Below are 21690 nucleotides of genomic sequence, written 5' to 3'. Positions count from 1 at the left end.
GCGCCGGGATCAGTGGCCGATGTAGCGGCCGGGCCTGTGGTTCATGGCAAGGACGAGGTTCAGCAGCACGGCGCCGATCGCGCTCAGCAGCACGGCGGGTGCCGGGATCACCAGCAGCGAGATCAGGATGATCACGAGGTCGAGGATCAGCTGGGTCCAGCCCGCACGGAAACCGGTGCGCTCCTGGATCAGCAGGGCGACGATGTTGATCCCGCCCAGGCTCGCCTTGTGGCGGAACAGGATCAGCAGACCGACGCCCGCCAGCAGGTTGCCGCCGAGTGTGCCGTAGATCGGGTCCAGGCTCTCGATGTGCAGGAGTGCGTGGTGCACGACCGACCATCCCGACACGAGCGCGATCGAGACCGCCGTACGCAGGGTGAAATCCCACCCCTTCTTCCAAATCGCGAGCACGGCGAAGGGAAGGTTCACGACGGCGAAGATCAACCAGAACGGCCAGGAGGTCGCGTAGTCGAACAGCAGCGCGACGCCCGCGGTGCCGCCGGTGACCGAGCCCGCCGACTGCAGCAGGTAGAGACCGAGCGAAGCCGCGAACGTGCCGGTCAGAATGCCGAGGATGTCCTCCGGCACACTGTGCGCCGTCTGCTTGACGTCGAAGACCAGCGTCGAGGCGGTCTCAGGGGCGCTCGGGCGCGCTCCGAGCTCCGGTTCCATCGCGTCGGCGGCGGATGAGGCGGGCTCCGGATGCGGCTCGTTCACGTCGTCCATCGTGCCACTTGGATGAGGCGGCCCCGCGCCGCTGCTAGATCGTCGAAGCGTACGGCGCAACCCGCATCCGATCCCGCATCGGCTCCGAATAGGGTTCAAGGCCGGGAGAGTGCCGGGTCGGGAATGAAACCCCGTACCGGATCGTTTCGACCAGTGCTGGCACCTCGAGGTCCGGAGGAGGCGATCGTGGGCAAGAACTACATCGATATCGAGAACGAGCGCGGTGAGATGCTGCGCTACCGCAAGCACGTGAATGGACGCGGGCTCATCGCGAACGGCGCGAAGGTCCACCCGACGGCCGTCGTCGAAGCGGGCGCCTATGTGGAGCCCGGCGCGCAGATCGCTGCTGACGTCTACGTCGGCCGCGGAGCGTGGATCGAGAGCGACGTCGTGATCGGCCCGAAGGTCAAGATCGCGCCGCACGCGCACATCGGTTCCCGCGCACATGTGGGCGCCGGCGCGCAGATCGGCGTGCGCACGCAGATCGGCCCCGGAGCGAGTGTCGCCGGTGGTTCGCTGATCGGCGACGACCAGACCATCGCCCAGGGCGAGCGTGTGGCCACCGACCGTCGGGGGCTTCGCTCCGCCGCCTGAGCGCACCGCATCCGTCACCCGCATCGTTCGCCTGTCCCAGATCGCGCCCATCGGCGCGAGATGAGACAGGCGAACTGTCGTTGCGGGGCCACCCTCCCTCATACCCGAGTTGCGTCGCATCTGCGCAGATGCCTCGGGCCCCGCACGCCCCTCGGCACCCGCACACCCCTCGCGAGCCACGAGCTGGCGGCGGCTAGCCTGGGGGCATGGCTGGTCGAGGGTCACCGAAGGGCGGGAGGAAGCCCGCACGCTCCGCAGCGACCCGCAGCACCGCCGCGCACCGGCCGACCCCGAAGGGCTCGCCCCGCACGTCCCCCAAGAAGCCGGCCCCGACTCCGGCGCCGCAGATCCCCGAGGGCCCGTTCCGCCTCGGCGCGATTCCGGGGGCCACGCCCGGCAAGTGGATCGACATCTGGCACGAACGGATGCCGCGCACCCCTCTCGAACTCGTACCGCTCGAGGTCAGCGCGCAGGAGGAGGCGTTGCAGAGCGGGCAGGTGGATGCGGCGCTGGTCCGCCCGCCCGTCGACGCCGACCGCTGGCATCTCATCCGCCTCTACGAGGAGACGACCGTGGTCGCCTTCTCCGCCGACTCGCACCTCGCCGCGGGAGAGGTGCTCGCGCCCGAAGACCTCGCGGGCGAGGTGCTCATCGTCCCGGCGGACGATGTACTGGACCCGCACGTCCCCGGCACCGTCGCCCCGGCCTTCGCGGCACCTGCGACGACGGCGGACGCCATCGAGATCGTCGCGTCGGGTGTGGGCATCGTGATCGTCCCGATGTCGCTCGCCCGGCTCCACCACCGCAAGGACGTCGAGTACCGGGCCCTCACGGGCGCGGCGACCTCACCCGTCGGATTCGCGTGGCCGCGCGAGGACGCCTCGCCGCTCGTCGACACCTTCATCGGCATCGTCAGGGGCCGCACCGCGCAGTCGTCGCGCGACTGAGCGACCTCAGCGGCGGCCACCACAGCCGCGCCATAGAATCGCAGGATGGATTCCCGCCCTCTGCTGTACCTCTGCGCGCGCCCGCAGCGGGATGCGGCCGAGGCGGAGTGGGCATCGTTCCGCATCGCGATGGGACGCGACGCCGACGGACTCCACGCATGGGATCTTGTCGAAGCCCCCTTGCCGGCCGACGCGATCGAACGCTACGCCGGCTTCGTCGTCGGCGGCAGCCCCTTCAACGTCACGACCTCCGACAAGGGTGCGGTGCAGAGCAGGCTCGAGGACGACCTCGCCCGCGTGGCCGAGGCCGCCGCGGCCGGCGCGACGCGGGCGATGTTCACCTGTTACGGCATCGGCGTCGTCACCCGCGTCTTCGGGGGCACCGTTGCCGACACGTATCCCGAGGGGACGGGCGCGACGACCGTCGCCCTCACGGATGCGGGGCGCCACGACCCGGTGTTCGGTGGGCTACCCGAGCGGTTCGACGCCTTCACGGCACACAAGGAGGGCACCGACATCCTGCCGTCCGACGCCGTGCTGCTGGCCACCAACGAGGACTGCCCCGTGCAGGCGTACCGCGTCGGCGAGAGCCTGTACACGACCCAGTTCCACCCCGAGCTCACGCCGCGGGACTTCACGGCGCGGATGCGGATCTATCGCGACGGCGGATACTTCGATCCGAGTGAGTTCGACGCGGTCGCTGCTCGTGTGCTGGCCTCCCCGGTGACCGAGCCCGCCCGCATCCTGCACGCCTTCGCGCGCCTCTGAGCCGGCCCGTTCAGCTCCGGCGCACCCGCTGCACGACGCGCACGACGGTGACGAGGGCGATGACCACGGCGGCGCAGACGGCGGCCGTGCCGATCGCCGCGCTGTGCGGCTGATCGGTCAGTCGACCCACGGCGAGCCACGAAAGCCCCCAGCACAGGGCGAGGGAGGGCGCGACGCGGCCGAACCAGGCAATGCCGCATCCGATCGCCGCCACGGCGACCAGGACGACGACGCCCCAGACGTCCGCCGCGTCCTCGGCGCCGGCGGGCAGGATGCGGGTCAGCCACGCCGCGGTGTTCGCGACCGTCGCGAGCGTCACCCAACCGAGGTGAAGTCCCGTCACGCCGTCGATCAGCACGGCGGACACGGCGCCCTCGCGCGGCTGCATGATGGCCCGGCGCCAGGTGATCGCGAGGGCGACGAGAAGCAGCACGATGACGAGCACGGTCAGCGGCAGCGTGGTGAACTGCGCCGAGACGAGCCAGAGGCCGTTGAGCACCTCGGTCGCGGCGATCAACCACCCGAGACGTCGCTGGCGCGCACTCGATCGCTGACCCGGCAGTGCCTGCCAGATCGCGTAGGCGATGAGCCCCAGGTAGACCGCCGACCAGATGGAGAAGGCCTGCCTGGCGGGGGCGAGATAGCTCGCATCGGCGTCGAGGGCACCGTCCTGCAGGTCCTGCACGGCGGTGCCGCCGAACAGTCCGGTGCCGACCATGGCCGCGACCAGCATGAAGCCGGTCGCGGCCAGGACGACGATCTGACGCGTGAGGTCGGATGAGCGCGAGGTGGCGACGTTCATGCCATAACGCTAGATAATCTAGCTATCGCACACCAGGGGTTGACAGCCCCATCGGCGGCTCGGTGTTCCCCTCTTCGAGCGAGCACCCATTCGTCGAGCGAGCACTCCATTGCGTGCTCGCTCGACGAACGGATGCTCCTTCGGCGGGAGGGTCGGGGTAGGTCAGCGGTAGCTCGAGAGCACCCGCTGAGACTCCCGCTCCGCCTTCTCGTTCGCCTTCCCTTCGCGCGAGCCCGCGAGCTTCGCACGGATGTGGTCGCCGACGGTGATGGGCTCGTACAGATCCGGGTGCTCCGCGTCGACGCAGGACGGCAGCGTCTCGATGAGCGCATCGACGTCGCCGTCGTGGAAGAAGGCGGCCGATCGACGGCGCTCGATCGTGCCGTCGATCACGGGCGGCTTCACCCGGTGCAGGGTGGACATCCACCGCTCGTTCGTCCAGCGCGCCGTCACATCGCCGAGGTTGATGAGAAGCGCGTCGTCGGCGGGAGCGACGTCGTTCCACGACCCGTCGGCGCCGAGCACCTGCAGACCCTTCACCTGGTCGGCCCAGAGGATCGTCACGATGCCGTAGTCGGTGTGCTCACCCATCCCGACGAGGTCGCCGTCCAACGTCACGTCGGTCCCGGGCGGCAGCGCGTAGTTGTTCATCCGCATGACGTCGAGGGAGTGGCCGGTGCGTCGGTCGAAGAAGTCCGGCTCCAGCCCGAGCGCGTCGGCGAAGATGCGGGTCATCGTGCGTGCCACGCGCGCCGCCTCGGCGAAGTACGCCTGCACCTGCGCCTCGAAACCGTCGACGTCGGGCCACAGGTTGTCGGCGTACTCCGGCTGCGGAAGATCCGGGGATGCGGGATAGTCGGCCTGCGCGGCACCGACGTTGAATGCCTCGAAGAAGTCGTTCATCCGATTCGCCGACTCGACGCCGAGCGAGAGGCTGAGGGACTCGGATTTGGGCGGGCTGTAGCCGCGGTTGATCTGCGGGGGTGTGCGATAGGTCTTCTTCTGCTCCAGATCGAGAGCGAAGAAGCGGTCCATCGCGTCGGTCAGGCCGGCGGTGACCGCATCCGGAATGCCGTGTCCGGTGATCTGGATGAAGCCGACCGTGCGGCAGGCGTCGTCGATCGCGCGCGCGACCTCGGCTTTCGCCTCGGGGCTGCCGTCGGAGACGTACGCGGTGATGTCGACGAGGGGGACGTGGAAGGTCATGGCGACTCCTGGGTGGGGATCGCCCTCGGAAGGGCGACCGATGGGTATCGAGGTAGCCACTTCACGGTTTCCCACCGCGGCTTTCGACGGCCGCGGCGCGTGTTTACATGAACGCTGCCGCCAGGCTAGACGGCTCGCGTTTCCCCCGCGTTACATCTCGCACGGCCCGCCCGGTGGGGCGCGAGACGGTGCGCTTGTAGATTCGGAGGGATTCGCGACGAAGGGGGATCACCACCATGACGGTTGAGTTGCCGGGGCTGCCGCCTCTGACCTGGACCCACAGCGAGGGTCGGTACGACCGGGAGGGCGACGTGCTGGCGCTCACCTCGGACGCGGAGGTCGACTGGACGAACGACGCGACCGGCGCGCCGCCGGCGCACACCTCGACCAGTCTCTCCTTCGACATCGACGAACCCTTCCAACTCTCCGCGTGCGTGTCGGTGGACGCCCCTCGCACCACATTCGATGCCGCGGTGCTCACCCTGTGGGTCGACGAGGACAGCTGGGCGAAGCTGTGCTTCGAGAACTCGCCGCAGGGCGAGGAGATGGTCGTCAGTGTCGTGACGGATCGCTACTCCGACGACGCCAACGGCCCCGTCATCCGGGAAGGCTCGGTCTGGCTCCGCGTGTCGAGCCTTCCGGCCGGCGCGTACGCCTTCCACTACTCGACGGATGGCGTCGTCTGGCGCTTCGTGCGTCAGTTCCGGCTGAACGCGTCGACGCGCCCGCGGATCGGCTTCATGTCACAGGCGCCCATGGGCCCTGCCGCGACCGCCCGCTTCCGGGACATCTCCCTGGTCCGCGAGCAGCTCGCGGACGTGCGCGACGGGAGCTGAGAGCCGGCCCGAGCCGTTCGCCGAGCGAGCATTCGTTCGCCGAGTGAGCACCGCATTGCATGCTCGTTCGACGAACGAATGCTCATTCGGCGGGATGCGGCGACCTCAGCCCAGGGGCGGGCCGAGCACCACGGCGGCATCCGCCGGGACGGTCACCGCGCCGGCAGCGGGCGAGACGGGGACGGTGGCGAGCAGCACGTCCTCCGCCGCCTCGAGCGGCACGTGCCACGGCTCGGCCGCGAGGTTCACGATGACCCGCAACGACCCGCGCCCCAGCACGAACCGCCGCGCGGACGGCGCCGCATCCGTTCGCTCGATCGCGGCGGACAGGTGCGCCGACGCGGGATCGGTGAGCTCGGGCCGCTCGCGCCGCAGCCGCGCGAGGTTCCGGTGGAGCGCGAGGATGCGGGCATGGTCGCCCGCCTCGGCCTCCTCCCACACGAGCTTGGCGCTCTGGAACGTCGCCGGATCCTGCGGGTCAGGCACTGAGGCTTCGTCCCAGTCCGTCTTCGCGAACTCCTCCGCGCGCCCCTTCCGCACCGCCTCGCCGAGCCACTCCTCCGGATGCGAGGTGAAGAACGGCCACGGGGTCGACGCGCCCCACTCCTCGCCCATGAAGAGCATGGGCGTTCCGGGCGCGGTCAGCGTCAGCACGGCCGCGACCGCCAGCCGGTCGGGCGAGAGCGTCGCACTCAGCCGATCGCCCGCGGCGCGGTTGCCGATCTGGTCGTGGTCCTGGGCGAAGGTCACGAGACGCCAGGTCGGCACCTCCGCGGGGATCGGATGCCCGTGGTGGCGCTCCCGGAACGACGAGTACGTGCCGTCGTGGAAGAACCCGCGCGTCCACACCTTCTCGAGCGCGTCGGATGCGGCGAAGTCCGCGTAATAGCCGCTGATCTCACCGGTGAGCGCGACATGGACGGCATGATGCCAGTCGTCGCTCCACTGCGCGGCCAGACCGTAGCCGCCGGCCTCGCGCGGCAGGATCAGCGTCGGGTCGTTCATGTCGCTCTCCGCGATGAGGGTCAGCGGCCGACCCACGTGCGCCGACAGGGCGTCGACGGCCTCCGCCATCTCGCGCAGGATGTGGACGGGGCGCTCATCGTGCAGCGCGTGCACCGCATCCAGTCGCAGCGCGTCCACGTGGTAGTCCCGGAGCCACATCAGGGCGTTCTCGACGATGTATGCGCGGACGGCCGGCTCGTCGAGGTTGACGGAGTCGCCCCAGGTGTTACGGGTGCCCTCGCGCAGGTACGGGCCGAACTCCGGGAGGTAGTTCCCGGACGGACCGAGGTGGTTGTACACGACGTCCTGCACGACGGCGAGGCCGGCGGCGTGGGCCGCGTCGACGAAGCGCGCGTAGCCCGCCGGGCCACCGTAGGCCTCGTGCACGGTGTACCAGGCGACGCCGTCGTAGCCCCAGTTCCAGACGCCGTTGAACCCGTTCACGGGCAGCAGCTCGATGTGACTCACACCCAGTTCGACCAGGTGCGGCAGCCGCTCGATCGCCGCGTCCAGCGTCCCCTCCGGCGTGAACGTGCCGAGGTGCAGCTCGTAGATCAGACCGCCCGCCAGCTGCCGGCCGGTCCACGCCGCGTCGGTCCACGCGAACGCGGCGGTGTCGACCCACGCGGATGCCGCGTGCACACCTTCAGGCTGCCGGCGCGAGCGCGGGTCGGGGCGCAGCTCGCCGTCGTCGAGCACGAACCCGTATCGCTCGCCGTCGGCGAGATCGACCGGTGCCTGCCACCATCCGTCCGCCGCCGCGGTCAGCTCGCTCTCGCGGCCGAGCCCGGCACCCGACCGCATCCTCACCCGCCGCGCCGTCGGCGCCCAGAGCTCGATCATCGTCTCGTCCTCGTCTCGTGGCTGGGTCGTCATCCGCGCGGCGCCGCGAGCGCGACCGGTGCGAGGAGGGCGACCGGGTAGGTCGCCAGCAGCTCGGCGAGCGGGATCAGCTCGGTGTCGAAGACCCGGCCGGTCAGCTCGTCCTGCACAGCGCCGGCGGGGTGCAGCAGCGTGGCGTCGCCCCATCCGCCGCGGGCCGCGAGGCCCACCGGCAGCCGGGTCGCGACCGCGATCGCTCCGCCGCGATCGAAGGCCACCGCGTGCTCGGCGGCGGCGCCGGTCACGGTCACCGGTGTGTAGCGGGTGAACAGGTGCGGGCGGTCGCGACGCAGGCGCAACGCGCGGGAGACCACCAGGAGCTTGGCTGCGGCGCCCTGGTCCACGGGCGGCACGAACCCCTCATCCAACCGGGCGAGCGTGGCGGCGCGGGCGGCGAAGTCGACATGGCGGCGGTTGTCCGGGTCGACGAGCGACTGCTCCCACAGCTCGGACCCCTGGTACACGTCGGGGATGCCGGGGCCGGCGAGCTGGAGGACCTTGGCGGACAGGCCGTTCGAGTATCCGGCCGCAGCGATCTCGGCGACGAACGACTCGACGAGCGGGCGCGCCGGGCCGAAGGCCGCGTCGACGACGGCGTGCATCCGCCGCTCGAAGTCCTCGTTCACCTCGAGCCAACTGGTCGCGTCGCCGGCCTCGCGTGCGGCCTTCTCCGCGTAGGCGTGGAGGCGCTCGGCGCTCGCGGGCCAGGCACCGATGACGGCCTGCCAGAGCAGCGCGTCGAACGGTCCGTGGCCGGTCGTCGCGATCTCGCGCAGCGCGTCGAGCGTCTCTGCCCACCGCTCGGGGAGCTCTGAGAGCACGTCGAGCCGCGCCCGGACGTCCTCGCCGCGTTTCGTGTCGTGCGTGGACAGCGCGGTGAGCGAGTGCGGCCACGAGGCGTGCCTGCGGGCGAAGGCGGCGTGGAATCCGGCGACGTCGAGCGCGAACTCGGAGGGGTCTCCCCCGACCTCGGTCAGCGAACCGAGACGGGTGAAGCGGTAGAACGCGGTGTCTTCGACCCCCTTCGCCATGACCGGCCCGGTCGTCTGCTGAAAGCGCTGCGCGAGCTCGCTCGAGCCGTCGGCGAGCAGCGGCACGAGAGCGGCGATCGCCTCGGCGAGATCCGGTCGGGCAGCGGATGCGGCCTCCGCCGCCTCGTCGAACCACGCGCGCCCCGCCGGCAGGTAGCTGCGGTAGGTGGGGAACAGGGCGAGGAGCTCGGCCAGGGCGTCTCGCGCCCCGGGGATGGGGGTCGGCAGCAGGCGCACCAGCCGCGCGACCTCTGAGGCCTGGATCGTGTCGGCGATCTCGCGCTTCGTCCCGTGGATGAGCTCGCCCCAGGACGGCGCCGAGGGCAGTCCGGTCTCGATGCGCAGCTGTGCGTCGAGGGCGTCGAGTCCCGCTCGCCCGGCGGGGTCGACGAGCACGCGCTCGATCTCGCCGAGCGCGTCGTAGCCGGTCGTGCCGACGGTGTGCCACCACGAGGGCAGCTCCTCGCCGCGCTCGAGGATCTTCTCGACCCACACGGGCAGGCCGTTCGTCACCTCGGCGAGGCGCGCGAGGTACCCGCCCGGGTCCCGCAACCCGTCCGGGTGGTCGACGCGCAGGCCGTCGACGAGCCCCTCGCGCACCCACCGCAGGATCTCGACGTGCGCGTCGTCGAAGACGCGCGGGTCCTCGACGCGGACGGCGGCGAGCGTCGTCACGGCGAAGAAGCGCCGGTAGTTCAGCAGCGCGGCCTCGTCGCGCCAGAAGCGCAGCTCGTAGTGCTGTCGGTCGAGCACCGCGGCGACGTCGTCGGGCTCGAGGCCCTCGAGCGAGCCCGGCGCGAGCGGCAGCTCGTGGTCGTAGTAGCGCACGAACCCGTCGGGCGCGTCCGGAGCGGGTGTCGGGTCGACGGTGATCTCGCCGATCACCTCCGCGAGCGGAGCACCGAGGACGGGCAGGCGCACCCGTCCGTCGTCGAGCGCGCGATCGACGTCGAACGCGGCCGCTCGCACGGACGCCTCGCCCAGGCGCAGGTAGTCCCACCACCACGGGTTCTCGCGCGGGATCGACACACCCATGTGGTTGGGAACGATGTCCACGAGCACGCCGAGCCCCGCGTCGTGGGCGGCCGCCACGAACCGGTCGAGCGCCTCACCCCCGCCGCGGGCGGGGTCGACGAGGGAGGGGTCGACGACGTCGTAGCCGTGATCGGAGCCGGTCGTCGCCTTCAGCAGCGGCGACAGGTACACCCAACCCACGCCGAGGTCGGCGAGGTAGGGGACGACGGCGGCGGCCGCATCCAGATCGAAGCTCGGACGGATCTGCAGGCGGTAGGTCGAGGCGGGCAGCATGCGTCCTCCGGGTCAGTGCGGGAGCTCGGACTTGGGAGCAGCGCCGGGCACCTCGTCGACAGGGACCGTGAGGTTCTGCGTCAGGGATGCGGCGACCGAGTGATCGGGCTCTGCCTCACTCTCGTGGTGCTCGCGCAGCACGATGAGCGACTTCGTCTCGACCGGCAGCACATCCCCCGGGCGGACGGGCTCCGAGTCGGCACGGTTGCCGGCGGTGTCGACGAGCACGTCCCACTCGGGCGAGAAGTCGACGTTCGGCAGCGTGAACTCCACCGGCTCATCGCCGGCGTTGAAGAGCACGATGAAGTGACTGTCGATGATCTGCTCGCCCCGGCGATCGCGTTCGCGGATGCCGTTGCCGTTGAGGAAGACGCCGACGGCACGGCCGAAGCCGGAGTCCCAGTCCTCGGGACGCATGGGCGTGCCGTCGGGACGCAGCCACACGATGTCGGGGACGGGCGCGTCCTCTTCCTGCAGCACCGGACGGCCGTCGAAGAAGCGGCTGCGACGGAACGTGGGGTGATCGCGGCGGAGACGCGACAGCGCCGCGGTGAACTCGATGAGGGGAAGGTCGACGTTCTCCCAGTCGACCCACGTGATCTCGTTGTCCTGCGCGTAGCCGTTGTTGTTGCCGCCCTGCGTGCGGCCGAGCTCATCGCCGTGCAGGAGCATCGGGATGCCCTGGCTGAGCAGCAGCGTCGCGATGAAGTTGCGCTGGGCGCGGGCACGCAGCGTCAGCACCTCGACGTCGTCGGTCGGACCCTCGACGCCGAAGTTGTACGAGCGATTGTGCGATTCGCCGTCGTTGCCGTCCTCGCCGTTCGCGTCGTTGTGCTTCTCGTTGTACGAGACGAGGTCGCGCAGGGTGAACCCGTCGTGTGCGGTCACGAAGTTCACGGATGCGACGGGCCGCCGCCCGGAGTTCTCGTAGAGGTCTGCGGAACCGGTGAGCCGGGAGGCGAACTCGCCGAGCGTGGCCGGCTCGCCGCGCCAGAAGTCGCGCACCGTGTCGCGGTACTTGCCGTTCCACTCGGTCCACTGCGGCGGGAAGTTGCCCACCTGGTATCCGCCGGGTCCCACATCCCACGGCTCGGCGATGAGCTTGACCTGGCTGACGATCGGATCCTGCTGCACGAGCTCGAAGAAGGCGGCGAGGCGGTCGACCTCGTAGAACTCGCGTGCGAGGGTGGCGGCAAGATCGAACCGGAAGCCGTCGACGTGCATCTCGAGCACCCAGTAGCGCAGCGAATCCATGATCAGCTGCAGCGCGTGGGGATTGCCGACGTTGAGGCTGTTGCCCGTGCCGGTGTAGTCCGTGTAGTACCGCTTGTCGTCGGCTTCGAGGCGGTAGTACGCCTCGTTGTCGATGCCCTTCATCGACAGGGTCGGCCCGAGGTGGTTGCCCTCGGCCGTGTGGTTGTAGACCACGTCGAGGATGACTTCGATGCCGGCCGCGTGCAGCGCCCGCACCATGCCCTTGAACTCCTGCACCTGCTGCCCGCTGCCGCCCGTGGAGGAGTACGTGTTCTGCGGCGCGAGGAACGCGATGGTGTTGTAGCCCCAGTAGTTCGACAGCCCCTTCTGCTGCAGGGTGTCGTCGTCGACGAACTGGTGCACGGGCATGAGCTCGATGGCGGTCACGCCGAGCTTCTTGAGGTGCTCGATGATGACCGGATGCGCGATCGCGCTGTACGTGCCGCGGATCTCCTCGGGGATCCCGGGATGGAGCTTGGTGAGGCCCTTCACGTGAGCCTCGTAGATGAAGGTCTCCGAGTAGGGCGTCTTCGGCTGGCGGTCGCCGCCCCAGTCGAAGAAGGGATTGATGACGACGGCCTTCATCATGTGCGCGGCGGAGTCGTCGTCGTTGCGCGAATCCGGGTCGCCGAAGTTGTAGCCGAAGAGCGACTGGTCCCAGTCGATCTGGCCGTCGACGGCCTTCGCGTACGGGTCGAGCAGCAGCTTGTTGGGGTTGAACCGCTGGCCCGACGCGGGATCGTACGGACCGTGCACGCGGTAGCCGTAGCGCTGCCCCGGGCCGACGTTGGGCAGGTAGGCGTGCCAGACGAACGCGTCGACCTCGATGATGTCGAGACGCGTCTCGACATCATCGTCGTCGAACAGGCACAGCTCGACGCGTTCTGCCCCTTCGCTGAAGAGCGCGAAGTTCGTACCGTTCCCGTCGTACGTCGCCCCCAAGGGATAAGCCGATCCGGGCCAGGTGTGCACGTCGTCGCCTCCTGAGGCTTCGGATGAGGGGGATTTCACCCTAGTGGACGCGGAGGGCGCGGAATCATCGGTCACCATCGGAGCATGGCTCATCAAGGTGAGGCCGGCGCAGGGCTTGACGCGGACCGCTGCGAGGACTCCGGATCCGACGGCGAGATCACGCTCCCGCGGGCGGTGTGCGGGCGAGGGCTACGCGCTCGGCGAGGTACGCGCGAAGCGGCATGAATTCGCCGGCCGCGCTCCAGCGCACGAGGGGCCCGTCGGCGCCGAGGCGCAGCGGTGAGGATGCGGCGTCCACCGCTGCCGGATCGATCGGCTCCCAGCCGACGTGCACGCTCTGCCCTTCGGCGAATCCGCCCCGGAAGGCGGCCGCGGCGATCGCTGCCCGCTCCCGCTGCGACTCGGCCGCGAAGCCGCGGCGCACCTCTTCGCGCGCGCGGACGATCTCGCCCGTCGCGAGCACGGCGTCCTCCGTCAGCAGCAGCACGCCCAGGTGCCAGGCCGAGCCCGCGGACACGATGCGCGGCGCCGCCGGGATACCGAGGATGCGGCGGCTGCGCCACACGCCCAGCGCCTCGCGCGGCACGTCGCCCAGCTCGCGACGGGTCGCATCCAGGAGTTCGGCCACGGCGTCCACGCGCCGAGCCTAATCGCGCCCGAGCCTCAGACGCGGATGACGTTCGGCGGGCTGGCCGTGTGTCCCTGCTCGCCGTGCACCTCGCGGTGCAGTCGTTCCATCCGCTCGTCCAGCGCCGCCGCGGTCTCGGCCGCGTCGCGCAGGCTCTCGGTGAGCCCCATCGGCACCTGGCGGTCGTACTTGTAGTAGATCTTGTGCTCGAGACTCGCCCAGAAATCCATCGCGATCGTGCGGAACTGCACTTCGACCGGAACCCGTACCGGGCCGGTGGAGAGGAAGACGGGCACCTCGACGATCGCGTGAAGGCTCTTGTAGCCGTTCTCCTTGGGCGTGGCGATGTAGTCCTTCACGGTGCGCACCGTGATGTCGTCCTGCTGGGTCAGCAGATCGAAGAGCCGGTACGCATCGGTCGTGAAGCTGCACGTGACGCGCACGCCGGCGATGTCGGTGATGTGCTCACGGATCGAGGCGAAGTCCGACGGGATGCCCTTGCGCGTCACCTTGTCGACGAGACTGTCGGGCGACTTCAAGCGGCTGGTGACGTGCTCGATCGGGTTGTACTCGTGCATGTGGAGGAACTCGTCCCGCAGGATCGAGATCTTGGTCTCGATCTCCTGCATGCCGAAGCGGTACTCGAGGAGGAATCGCTGCAGTTCGTCGCGCACCTCGCGCAACTGCGCGGGGGACATCATGACCTGTTGCTGCTCGAGCGGCACCTTCATGCCTCCGACCGTACGGGTGCCCGCTCGGTGGGCGCTGTGAGGACGGACCGGACGGGCCGCATCCGGTCCGTCCGACTCTCACCCGAGCGTGCCGGCGGCCTGGCGTGCGGCACCCAGCGCGACGTACTCCCCCGGCTCGGGAACCTCGACCGGCAGCCCGAAGACCGCGGGAGCGACGCGGCGCACCGCCTCGGACTGGGCAGCACCTCCGATCAGAAGCACGCGTTCGAGCGGCACGCCGAGCCCGCGGAGGGCGTCGAGGCCCGCGCCGAGACCGGACAGCATGCCCTCCACCGCCGCGCGGGCGAGGTTCGCCCGCGTCGTCGAGGCGAGCGTCATTCCCTCCAGGGACGCGGTCGCGTCCGGAAGGTTGGGGGTGCGCTCGCCCTCGAAGTAGGGGATGAGTCGCAGCCCGCCGGACCCGGGCTCCGCCGTCAGCGCGAGCGCGCTGAGCTCGGCGTGGTCGACCCCGAGCAGCCGGGCGATGGCGTCGAGCACCCGCGCGGCGTTGAGGGTCACGACGATGGGAAGGAAGTTGCCCGATGCGTCGGCGAATCCGGCCACCGTGCCGGTCGCGTCGATCGTGCGCTCGGCGCTGACGGCGAACACCGTGCCCGAGGTGCCGATGGAGACGATCGCATCGCCCGGGACCGCGCCGACGCCGAGGGCGGCGCCCGCGTTGTCGCCGGCGCCGGGACCGACGCGGCGGCCCGCCGCATCCGTCACCCACTCGTCGGGGCCGAGCACGCGCGGCAGGAGTGCGTCGTGACCGAGAGCGGCGACGAGCAGCTCCCTGTCGTAGCCGCCCGTCTCGGGCGACCAGTAGCCGGTTCCGGAGGCGTCGGAGCGGTCGGTCACGAGCTCGTCGAGCACCGGACCGAGCGCACTCTCGCCCGCGGGGCCATAGCCGCGCAGACGCCAGGTGAGCCAGTCGTGCGGCAGCGCGACGGCGGCCACGCGCGCCGCGTTCTCGGGTTCGTTGTCGCGCAGCCACCGCAGCTTCGTGATGGTGAAGGAGGCGACCGGTACGAGACCCGTGCGCTCGGCGAGCGCCGGGGCACCGAACTCGGCGGTCAGCTGGGCTGCCGCGCCGCCGGAGCGGGTGTCGTTCCACAGCAGGGCCGGACGGATGACGCGGCCGTCGGCATCCAGCGCGACCATCCCGTGCTGCTGCCCGCCGATGGACCACGCGGCGATGTCGTCGAGGCCGCCCGCATCCGCGATGGCTGCCTGCAGGGCCTCCCACCACGCGGCGGGATCGACCTCGGTGCCGTCGGGATGACTCGCGCGGCCCGTGCGCACGATCGCGCCCGATTCCGCGTCGATCACGACGACCTTGCACGACTGGGTCGACGAATCGACCCCCAACACCAGCGTCATCGCTGCTCCTTCTTGCTCAGGACATCTGCTTCTTCAGAGGGCGCCTCCCGCATCCGCTGGGCACCGTGTCCCACTTCCCGCGGTCTTCGGAGTCGAATCCTGCGGAAAGTGGGACACGGAGTGCGGCGAGCGGGACATGGGTCCCGGCGGCCGCGCGGGATGCGGGTGCGTCAGCCGCGGGCGCCCAGCAGGTGCTCGGTCGCGAGCTGCTGCAGGCGCACGAAGCCGCCGCCCTTGCCGCCCATGTAGGCGTCGGTGTCGAAGTCCTCGTAGGCCGAGCGGTCGGCGAGGAACTGCTCGTAGGTCTCGCCCTCGCCCAGGGTCGGCACCGACAGCTCGGGGACCTTGGCGGCGGCGAGCGCCTCCTGCACCTCGGGGTCGGCACGGAAGGCGGCGGCGCGCTCCTTCAGGAGGAGGTACGTGCGCATGTTGGCCGCAGCCGATTCCCACACGCCCTTCTCGTCCTCGGTGCGGCTCGGCTTGTAGTCGAAGTGACGGGGACCGTCGTACGCCGGAACGCCGCCCGGGCCGCCGTTCTCGAGCAGATCGACGAGCGCGAACGCGTTGTGCAGGTCGCCGTGTCCGAACACGAGGTCCTGGTCGTACTTGATGCCGCGCTGGCCGTTGAGATCGATGTGGAAGAGCTTGCCGTGGTACAGGGCCTGGGCGATGCCTGCGGCGAAGTTGAGTCCTGCCATCTGCTCGTGCCCGACCTCGGGGTTCAAACCCACGAGCTCGGGGCGCTCGAGCGAGTCGATGAAGGCGATCGCGTGGCCGAGCGTCGGCAGCAGGATGTCGCCGCGGGGCTCGTTCGGCTTCGGCTCGATGGCGAACTTGATGTCGTAGCCCTTGTCGGTGACGTAGTCGCCGAGGAGGTTGACGGCCTCGCGGTAACGCTCGAGGGCCGCGCGGATGTCCTTCGCGCTGTCGTACTCGGCGCCCTCACGGCCGCCCCACATGACGAAGGTCTTGGCGCCGAGCTCCGCACCCAGGTCGAGCTGGCGGAACACCTTGCGCAGCGCGTAGCGGCGCACGTCGCGGTCGTTGGCGGTGAAGCCGCCGTCCTTGAAGACGGGGGCCGAGAAGAGGTTCGTGGTGACCATCGGGATGATCAGGCCGGTGTCGGCCAGGGCGCCCTTGAGGCGATCGATCTGCTTCTGACGCTCGGCGTCGGTGGAGCCGAAGGCGAACAGGTCGTCGTCGTGGAAAGTGAGTCCGTAGGCGCCGAGCTCTGCGAGCTTCTCGACGGCGTGGACGACGTCGAGGGCCGGACGGGTCGGTCCGCCGAACGGGTCGGTGCCGTTGTATCCGATGGTCCAGAGACCGAACGAGAACTTGTCGGCGGGAGTGGGGGCGGGCATGACGCTCCTTCGCGATGCGAGGCGGATATGTTGTTATTCGCAACTTACTACACTGGAGCCATGGACGCCATCGGCATGCGGCAGCGCAACCTCTCCCGCATCCTTCGACTCGTACACCGCGAGGGCGCCCTCTCGCGTGCCGCCCTCACCGAGGCGACGGGGCTGAACCGCTCGACGGTCGCAGCCCTCGTCGCCGAGCTCACGGCGCAGCAGCTCGTCGCCGAGAAGGCGCCGGACCCGGCGAGGCGCGCCGGACGTCCCTCCCCCATCGTCGCCGCGCAGTCGCGCACGGTGGCGATCGCGGTCAACCCGGAGGTCGACGCCGTCACCCTCGCCGCGGTCGGGCTCGATCTCTCCATCCCCGTCCGCGCGCGCGTCACGATGGCCGAGGCCCCCTCGCCCGCCGAGACCGCGGCGCTCGTGACCGAGCACATCGACCGCTGGCAGCGAACGGAGCTCGCCGGCCACCGCATCGTGGGCGTCGGTCTGGCCGTCCCCGGACTCGTCCGCACCGGCGACGGTCTCGTGCGCGACGCCCCTCACCTCGGATGGCGCGACGTCCCCCTGGCCGATCTCATCCGCGAGGCCACGGGGCTTCCCACCGCCATCGGCAACGACGCGAGTCTCGGCGTGCTCGCCGAGCACCTGTTCGGCGCCGCCCGCGGCACGGCGGACGTCGTCTACCTCAACGGCGGCGCGAGCGGCATCGGCGGCGGCGTGATCGTCGCCGGCAACCCGCTCGCCGGCACGGGCGGATACGCGGGCGAGTTCGGGCAGAACCGCCCCGGGATCGAGGATGCGGCGGACCGACAGGTGCCCGGCGGCGTCCTGGAGGACGAGGTCAACCGCTCGCTCCTGCTCGCCGCCCTCGGCCTGAGCGATGCCGACGACGCGCAGCTCACGGATGCGGTCGCCGCCGCATCCGGGGACGCCCGTGCCGAGATCGAACGGCAGCAGCGGATCCTCGCGACGGCACTGGCGAACGCGGTGAACGTCCTCAACCCGAGCGTCGTCGTGCTCGGCGGGTTCCTCGCGGCGTTGTGCGCGAGCGATCTGGGCGCACTCGGCGACGCGGTGCGCGCCCAGGCGATGCCCGCGTGCGCGGAAACCCTCGAGCTGCGCCTCGCCTCGCTCGCCGAGGACCGACTGCTGATCGGGGCCGGCGAACTCGCCTTCGCCGACCTCCTCGCCGACCCCTCGGAGTTCAGCCCGCGCTGAGCGCGAAGCGCGTGATGCGGGCCTCACCCGAGCCGACCGCCACCGGCCCCACCCAGGCGCCGATGAACCCCCGCGGCGGCTGGGGAGCCAGCACGTCGAGCTCGCAGAAGGCCACCTCCTCCTCGCCCACGAAGAGCCGCGCCGTGAGGTTCCGGATGCGGACGGTGAGCTCGAGTTCGTCGCCGACGGCGTCGCGTCCGAGCGGCAAGCGTCCGATCTCGGCTCCGGCGAGCACGGCGATCGCCTCTCCCGCGCCGGTCACCGACAACTCCAGCTGCTGAGCGTCGGAGACCCGCAGCAGCACGCCCGCACGGAACCCGTCGTCCGCGGGAGCGATCCGCAGGCGCAGCGACGCCTCGCTGTTCTCGTCGGGCAGCCGTCGGCCGAGGAACGAGACCCCCGCCGTCTTCGACGGCTCGGCGCCCCCGGGGAGCAGCAGACCGTCGGTGCCCCAGGTCGCGATCTCCTCCGGGAGGCGGCCGGCGCCGTTCCACTCGAGGTCGAGGCGCTCGGTCGTGAAGCGCTCCTCGACACGGGTCGGCCACGGCCGCTGATCCGGCACGCCTTCCGCCGTCACCACTTCCTCGACCCGCCCGATGCCCGGTGCGAAGAGTGGACGGCCGTCGGCCCACCCGACCGGCACGAGCGAGGTTCGCCGGCCGAGGATCCCCCGGCGCCCATCGACCGGGTGCAGCGCCAGCACCGTCGCCCAACTGCGGCCCTCGATGTCGTCCACCAGGTCGGCGTGCCCCACGGCGACGATCGGCGCCACGGGCCCGAGATCGCGGTGCGAGAGGCGGGGATTTCCCACATCCCCCGCGTACGGACCTTCGATGCGATCGGCGTATGCGACGCACACCGCGTGCTCGAGGTCGGTGCCGCCCTCGGCGACCAGCAGCATCCAGCCGCCATCCGGATGCGGCAGCAGGTGCGGCCCCTCGGCCCAGACCGCCCCGACGGCGGCTCCCGTCCAGATCACGACGGGCGCGCTGAGCAGCGCCCCCGAGGCGAGGTCGAGCTCGGCCACCCACACCTCGGTGCGCCCGGGCCAGTAGCCCTCGACGGCCTCCCTCGTGCCGCAGAGCCAGACGCGATCGCCGTCGACCGTGATCGAGGGGTCGAATCCGCCGACACCGTCGATCCACACCGGGTCTGACCATGGGCCCTCCGGGGCGTCGGCCGTGACCAGGAAGTGGCCGGTCCGCCCTGCCCAGTCGCCGTCCTCGGGCCCGACGACCGTGCACACCACGACGAGCCGCCCGTTCACCTCGCGCACCGTCGGCGCGTACGTGCCGGAGGACGAGGTGAGCCCGGACAGGTCGATCTGCCCGGGCCGATGCAGCACGTGCCCCGCGAGCGTCCAGTTCACGAGGTCGTCCGAGACGTGCACGGGGAGCCCCGGCAGGTACTCGAAGCTCGAGGTGACCAGCACGTAGCGATCGCCGAAGCGGCAGATGCTGGGATCCGGGTGACAGCCCGGCAGGATGGGATTGCGGTAACGACCCATGGATGCTCCTTCGCGTGATGGTCGGGTGCCGCCCGCGGGGGGCGGTGGTCTCAGTGCCCCGCGCGCGGCGGGGCGGTGGTGGCACGAGGGACGAGCCGCGTGGCGAGGCGGACGTGCGTCGCATCCAGTTCCTCGCCGTTCATGAGGGCGAGGACCATGGTCGCGGCTGCGGCGCCGAGGCGCTGCATCGGCTGGCGCACGGTCGACAGCGGCAGGGCCGCACGCGCGGCCTCGGGGACGTCGTCGAACCCGATGACCGACAGATCCTCCGGCACCGAGAGTCCCAGCTCGTGCGCCACGTCGATGATCGAAAGCGCCGAGAGATCATTGGCGGCGAAGATCGCCGTGGGACGGTGGGACGACGAGAGCATCTGCACGGCGGCCTCGCGAGCGATGTCGCCATGATAGCGGCCGACGCCGACGAGGCTCGGATCGAACGGGATGCCGGCCTCGGACAGCGCCACGCGGTAGCCCGCGTCTCGCGCGGCGGAGGAGCGCAGATCCGGACGCCCCGCGATGAAGCCGATGCGACGGTGCCCGAGCTCGACGAGATGGCGAACCGCCTGTTGCGCGCCGGTGAAGCTGTCGGATTCGACGGTCGGGAGGTCGGCACGCCCGGTGTGCGGATCGACCGCGACGATGGGCACGTCCGAGGTGACGTTCACGATCGTGGGCGTCACCATGATCGCCCCGTCGATGAGCGTCCCGCTGAGCCGGCTCAACGACCGCCGCTCCCACCCCGTCCCCTCCTGATGCGACCCGCTGTAGGCGAGCACATCGTGACCGGAATCGGCCAACGCACTGCCCACGCCCTTGAGCACCTCCGCGGAGAAGGGCTCGAAATCGGCGACGAGGACGCCGATCACCCCCGTGCGCCGCGAGCGCATGCTCGAGGCGACGAGGCTCGACTCGTACCCCAGTTCGTCGACCGCCGACAGCACGCGCGCCACCGTCTCCTCCGCCACGCCATACCGGCCGTTGACGGCTTTGGAGACGGTCGCGACGGACACGCCGGCGGCTGCGGCGACGTCGTGGATCGTGACCCTTCGGACCATGACGCCTCAGCGTAGACCACCGGAAAAGGTTTTCGAAAACGTTTGACACCCTTTCGGGTGCTTGCCACACTGACACCGCTCGGAACCCTTCGAGCCCCCGCACGACGCCACGTCGAGGCAGCGACGCCACGGATGCTCGTGCCCACAGCAGCACCTCGAGGTGCGACTCGATGAAGAGAAAAGGTGGATCACATGAGAACCAAGAAGTTGCTGGTCGGTGCTGCTGCGCTGGCCATGAGCGCGCTCGCGCTCGCCGGATGTAGCGGCGGCGGAGACGGCGGCGACAGCGGCGGCGATGTCACGCTGACCTTCTGGCACAACTCGACCACGGGTGACGGCAAGCAGTACTGGGTCGACACGGCCGCAGCCTTCGAGAAGGCCAACCCCGGCGTCAAGATCGAGATCCAGTCGATCCAGAACGAGGAGATGGACGGGAAGCTCCAGACCGCCCTCAACTCCGGCGACGCCCCCGACATCTTCATGGCCCGCGGCGGCGGCAAGCTCGCCGACGTCGTGAAGGCAGGGCAGGCCATGGACCTGACCGACGGCCTCTCGCAGGCGACGAAGGACGCCATGGGCGGCTCGCTCTCCGCCTTCGCGATCGACGGCAAGAACTACGGCGTTCCGACCGCCGTCCTGCCCTCCGGCATCTACTACGCGTCCGACCTCTTCACGCAGGCCGGCGTGACCGAGACCCCCACCACGATCGACGAGCTCGAGGCGGCCAACGAGAAGCTGCGCGCGGCCGGGATCGACCCGATCGCCGTCGGCGCGAAGGACGCATGGCCCGCCGCGCACTGGTACTACAACTTCGCCCTGCGCGCCTGCTCGAAGGATGCCCTCGACAAGGCGGCCTCCGACCGGTCCTTCGACGACCCGTGCTGGCTGGAGGCGGGCGAGAACCTCGAGGCCTTCATCAAGACCAACCCCTTCAACGACGGCTTCCTCACCACGACGGCGCAGCAGGGAGCCGGTTCCTCGGCCGGCCTGCTGGCCAACCACCAGGCCGCGATGGAGCTCATGGGCGCCTGGGACCCGGGCGTGATCGCCTCCCTGACCCCGAACGAGGAGCCCCTCGCCGACCTCAAGTGGTTCCCCTTCCCCGAGGTCTCGGGCGGTAAGGGCGAGGCGGGCGCGATGATGGGCGGCGTCGACGGCTTCAGCTGCTGGGTCAACGCTCCCAAGCAGTGCGTCGACTTCCTGAACTTCATCGCGGAGAAGGACAACCAGGAGGGCTACGCGAAGGCGTTCCAGACCCTTCCGGCATCCACCGAGGCACAGAGCGTCGTGACCGACCCCGCTCTGGTCGACATCCTCAAGAGCTACAACAACGCCCCGTACGTGGTCGTGTGGCTCGACACCCTGTACGGCCAGAACGTGGGCAACGCGCTCAACGTCGCCGTCGTCGACCTGTTCGCGGGCAAGGGCACGCCGCAGGGCATCGTCGACGCCGTCAACGCCGCGGCCTCGAAGTCCTGA

General features: G+C 70.4%; 18 protein-coding genes. 6 read left to right on the top strand and 12 right to left on the bottom strand.

All coding sequences use genetic code 11. The features are described from left to right. Positions 1-9 precede the first annotated feature (9 nt). Positions 10-672 carry a YitT family protein gene (locus LXM64_RS02270; RefSeq protein WP_137419207.1) on the bottom strand — a complete coding sequence of 221 codons (663 nt, stop codon included), beginning with the start codon at positions 670-672 and terminating at the stop codon, positions 10-12. A gap of 240 nt (positions 673-912) precedes the next feature. Between LXM64_RS02270 and LXM64_RS02265 the strand changes: the two genes are divergently transcribed. The 3 genes from LXM64_RS02265 to LXM64_RS02255 all read left to right on the top strand — a co-directional run bounded on the left by LXM64_RS02265 (position 913) and on the right by LXM64_RS02255 (position 3035). Continuing rightward, a complete protein-coding gene (locus LXM64_RS02265) occupies positions 913-1320 on the top strand; it encodes a transferase (RefSeq protein ID WP_137418107.1) in 408 nt (135 codons plus the stop codon). Positions 1321-1526: 206 nt separating this feature from the next. Beyond that, a complete protein-coding gene (locus LXM64_RS02260; RefSeq protein ID WP_234074462.1) occupies positions 1527-2267 on the top strand; it encodes a LysR family substrate-binding domain-containing protein in 741 nt (246 codons plus the stop codon). 45 nt (positions 2268-2312) lie between these two features. Then, positions 2313-3035 carry a glutamine amidotransferase-related protein gene (locus tag LXM64_RS02255; RefSeq protein WP_234074461.1) on the top strand — a complete coding sequence of 241 codons (723 nt, stop codon included), beginning with the start codon at positions 2313-2315 and terminating at the stop codon, positions 3033-3035. 10 nt (positions 3036-3045) lie between these two features. On the opposite strand, the gene LXM64_RS02250 is transcribed toward LXM64_RS02255, so the two are convergent. Together LXM64_RS02250 and LXM64_RS02245 are read right to left on the bottom strand one after the other, a co-directional pair. Then, the gene (locus LXM64_RS02250; protein WP_234074460.1) at positions 3046-3837 is read right to left on the bottom strand and encodes a tryptophan-rich sensory protein; all 792 of its coding nucleotides are present in this window, start codon (positions 3835-3837) and stop codon (positions 3046-3048) included. 162 nt (positions 3838-3999) lie between these two features. Further along, entirely contained in the window at positions 4000-5043 is a 1044-nt protein-coding gene (locus LXM64_RS02245) for an isopenicillin N synthase family dioxygenase (RefSeq protein WP_234074459.1), read from the bottom strand. Between the two features lie 236 nt (positions 5044-5279). Here LXM64_RS02245 and LXM64_RS02240 point away from each other — a divergent pair, with 236 nt between their 5' ends. Then, complete coding sequence (locus tag LXM64_RS02240) at positions 5280-5879, top strand: DUF1349 domain-containing protein (protein WP_234074458.1); 600 nt, start codon at positions 5280-5282, stop codon at positions 5877-5879. Between the two features lie 105 nt (positions 5880-5984). On the opposite strand, the gene treZ is transcribed toward LXM64_RS02240, so the two are convergent. The 7 genes from treZ to xylA all read right to left on the bottom strand — a co-directional run bounded on the left by treZ (position 5985) and on the right by xylA (position 16431). Continuing rightward, a complete protein-coding gene (treZ, locus tag LXM64_RS02235; RefSeq protein ID WP_234074457.1) occupies positions 5985-7727 on the bottom strand; it encodes a malto-oligosyltrehalose trehalohydrolase in 1743 nt (580 codons plus the stop codon). Between the two features lie 29 nt (positions 7728-7756). Next, complete coding sequence (gene treY / locus LXM64_RS02230) at positions 7757-10105, bottom strand: malto-oligosyltrehalose synthase (protein ID WP_234074456.1); 2349 nt, start codon at positions 10103-10105, stop codon at positions 7757-7759. Positions 10106-10117: 12 nt separating this feature from the next. Beyond that, positions 10118-12331, bottom strand: a complete 2214-nt coding sequence (gene glgX / locus LXM64_RS02225; protein WP_234074455.1) for a glycogen debranching protein GlgX — start codon at positions 12329-12331, stop codon at positions 10118-10120. Between the two features lie 157 nt (positions 12332-12488). Continuing rightward, a complete protein-coding gene (locus LXM64_RS02220; RefSeq protein WP_234074454.1) occupies positions 12489-12968 on the bottom strand; it encodes a glutaminase in 480 nt (159 codons plus the stop codon). 26 nt (positions 12969-12994) lie between these two features. Further along, positions 12995-13690, bottom strand: a complete 696-nt coding sequence (locus tag LXM64_RS02215; protein ID WP_234074453.1) for a GTP pyrophosphokinase — start codon at positions 13688-13690, stop codon at positions 12995-12997. Positions 13691-13768: 78 nt separating this feature from the next. Further along, positions 13769-15070, bottom strand: coding sequence for a xylulokinase (gene xylB / locus LXM64_RS02210; RefSeq protein ID WP_234074452.1), 1302 nt, complete (start codon positions 15068-15070; stop codon positions 13769-13771). A 170-nt stretch (positions 15071-15240) separates the two neighbouring features. Then, a complete protein-coding gene (gene xylA, locus LXM64_RS02205; RefSeq protein WP_137418119.1) occupies positions 15241-16431 on the bottom strand; it encodes a xylose isomerase in 1191 nt (396 codons plus the stop codon). A 60-nt stretch (positions 16432-16491) separates the two neighbouring features. On the opposite strand from xylA, the gene LXM64_RS02200 reads away from it, so the two are divergent. Next, complete coding sequence (locus LXM64_RS02200) at positions 16492-17649, top strand: ROK family transcriptional regulator (protein WP_234074451.1); 1158 nt, start codon at positions 16492-16494, stop codon at positions 17647-17649. On the opposite strand, the gene LXM64_RS02195 is transcribed toward LXM64_RS02200, so the two are convergent. Beyond that, positions 17636-19156 (bottom strand): glycoside hydrolase family 43 protein, encoded by a 1521-nt coding sequence (locus LXM64_RS02195; protein WP_234074450.1) that lies wholly within the window; start codon positions 19154-19156, stop codon positions 17636-17638. The genes LXM64_RS02200 and LXM64_RS02195 overlap by 14 nt on opposite strands. 50 nt (positions 19157-19206) lie before the next feature. Next, on the bottom strand, positions 19207-20211 hold the full coding sequence (locus LXM64_RS02190; RefSeq protein ID WP_234074449.1) for a LacI family DNA-binding transcriptional regulator: 1005 nt from the start codon (positions 20209-20211) through the stop codon (positions 19207-19209). 192 nt (positions 20212-20403) lie between these two features. Here LXM64_RS02190 and LXM64_RS02185 point away from each other — a divergent pair, with 192 nt between their 5' ends. Then, positions 20404-21690, top strand: a complete 1287-nt coding sequence (locus LXM64_RS02185) for an extracellular solute-binding protein (protein WP_234074448.1) — start codon at positions 20404-20406, stop codon at positions 21688-21690.

It is taken from the genome of Microbacterium binotii (assembly GCF_021398715.1).
In the GTDB taxonomy this organism is placed as follows: domain Bacteria; phylum Actinomycetota; class Actinomycetes; order Actinomycetales; family Microbacteriaceae; genus Microbacterium; species Microbacterium binotii_A.
This window is presented reverse-complemented; position numbering and strand designations above follow the sequence as displayed.

Excerpts from the sequence above, each read along its gene's own strand:
- LXM64_RS02250 (WP_234074460.1), bottom strand. The coding sequence starts at position 3,837 with ATGAACGTCGCCACCTCGCGCTCATCCGACCTCACGCGTCAGATCGTC.
- LXM64_RS02260 (WP_234074462.1), top strand. The coding sequence starts at position 1,527 with ATGGCTGGTCGAGGGTCACCGAAGGGCGGGAGGAAGCCCGCACGCTCC.
- LXM64_RS02215 (WP_234074453.1), bottom strand. The coding sequence starts at position 13,690 with ATGAAGGTGCCGCTCGAGCAGCAACAGGTCATGATGTCCCCCGCGCAG.
- treY (WP_234074456.1), bottom strand. The coding sequence starts at position 10,105 with ATGCTGCCCGCCTCGACCTACCGCCTGCAGATCCGTCCGAGCTTCGAT.
- treZ (WP_234074457.1), bottom strand. The coding sequence starts at position 7,727 with ATGATCGAGCTCTGGGCGCCGACGGCGCGGCGGGTGAGGATGCGGTCG.
- LXM64_RS02195 (WP_234074450.1), bottom strand. The coding sequence starts at position 19,156 with ATGGGTCGTTACCGCAATCCCATCCTGCCGGGCTGTCACCCGGATCCC.
- LXM64_RS02270 (WP_137419207.1), bottom strand. The coding sequence starts at position 672 with ATGGAACCGGAGCTCGGAGCGCGCCCGAGCGCCCCTGAGACCGCCTCG.
- LXM64_RS02240 (WP_234074458.1), top strand. The coding sequence starts at position 5,280 with ATGACGGTTGAGTTGCCGGGGCTGCCGCCTCTGACCTGGACCCACAGC.
- LXM64_RS02245 (WP_234074459.1), bottom strand. The coding sequence starts at position 5,043 with ATGACCTTCCACGTCCCCCTCGTCGACATCACCGCGTACGTCTCCGAC.
- xylA (WP_137418119.1), bottom strand. The coding sequence starts at position 16,431 with ATGCCCGCCCCCACTCCCGCCGACAAGTTCTCGTTCGGTCTCTGGACC.
- LXM64_RS02190 (WP_234074449.1), bottom strand. The coding sequence starts at position 20,211 with ATGGTCCGAAGGGTCACGATCCACGACGTCGCCGCAGCCGCCGGCGTG.
- LXM64_RS02200 (WP_234074451.1), top strand. The coding sequence starts at position 16,492 with ATGGACGCCATCGGCATGCGGCAGCGCAACCTCTCCCGCATCCTTCGA.
- LXM64_RS02255 (WP_234074461.1), top strand. The coding sequence starts at position 2,313 with ATGGATTCCCGCCCTCTGCTGTACCTCTGCGCGCGCCCGCAGCGGGAT.
- xylB (WP_234074452.1), bottom strand. The coding sequence starts at position 15,070 with ATGACGCTGGTGTTGGGGGTCGATTCGTCGACCCAGTCGTGCAAGGTC.
- LXM64_RS02185 (WP_234074448.1), top strand. The coding sequence starts at position 20,404 with ATGAGAACCAAGAAGTTGCTGGTCGGTGCTGCTGCGCTGGCCATGAGC.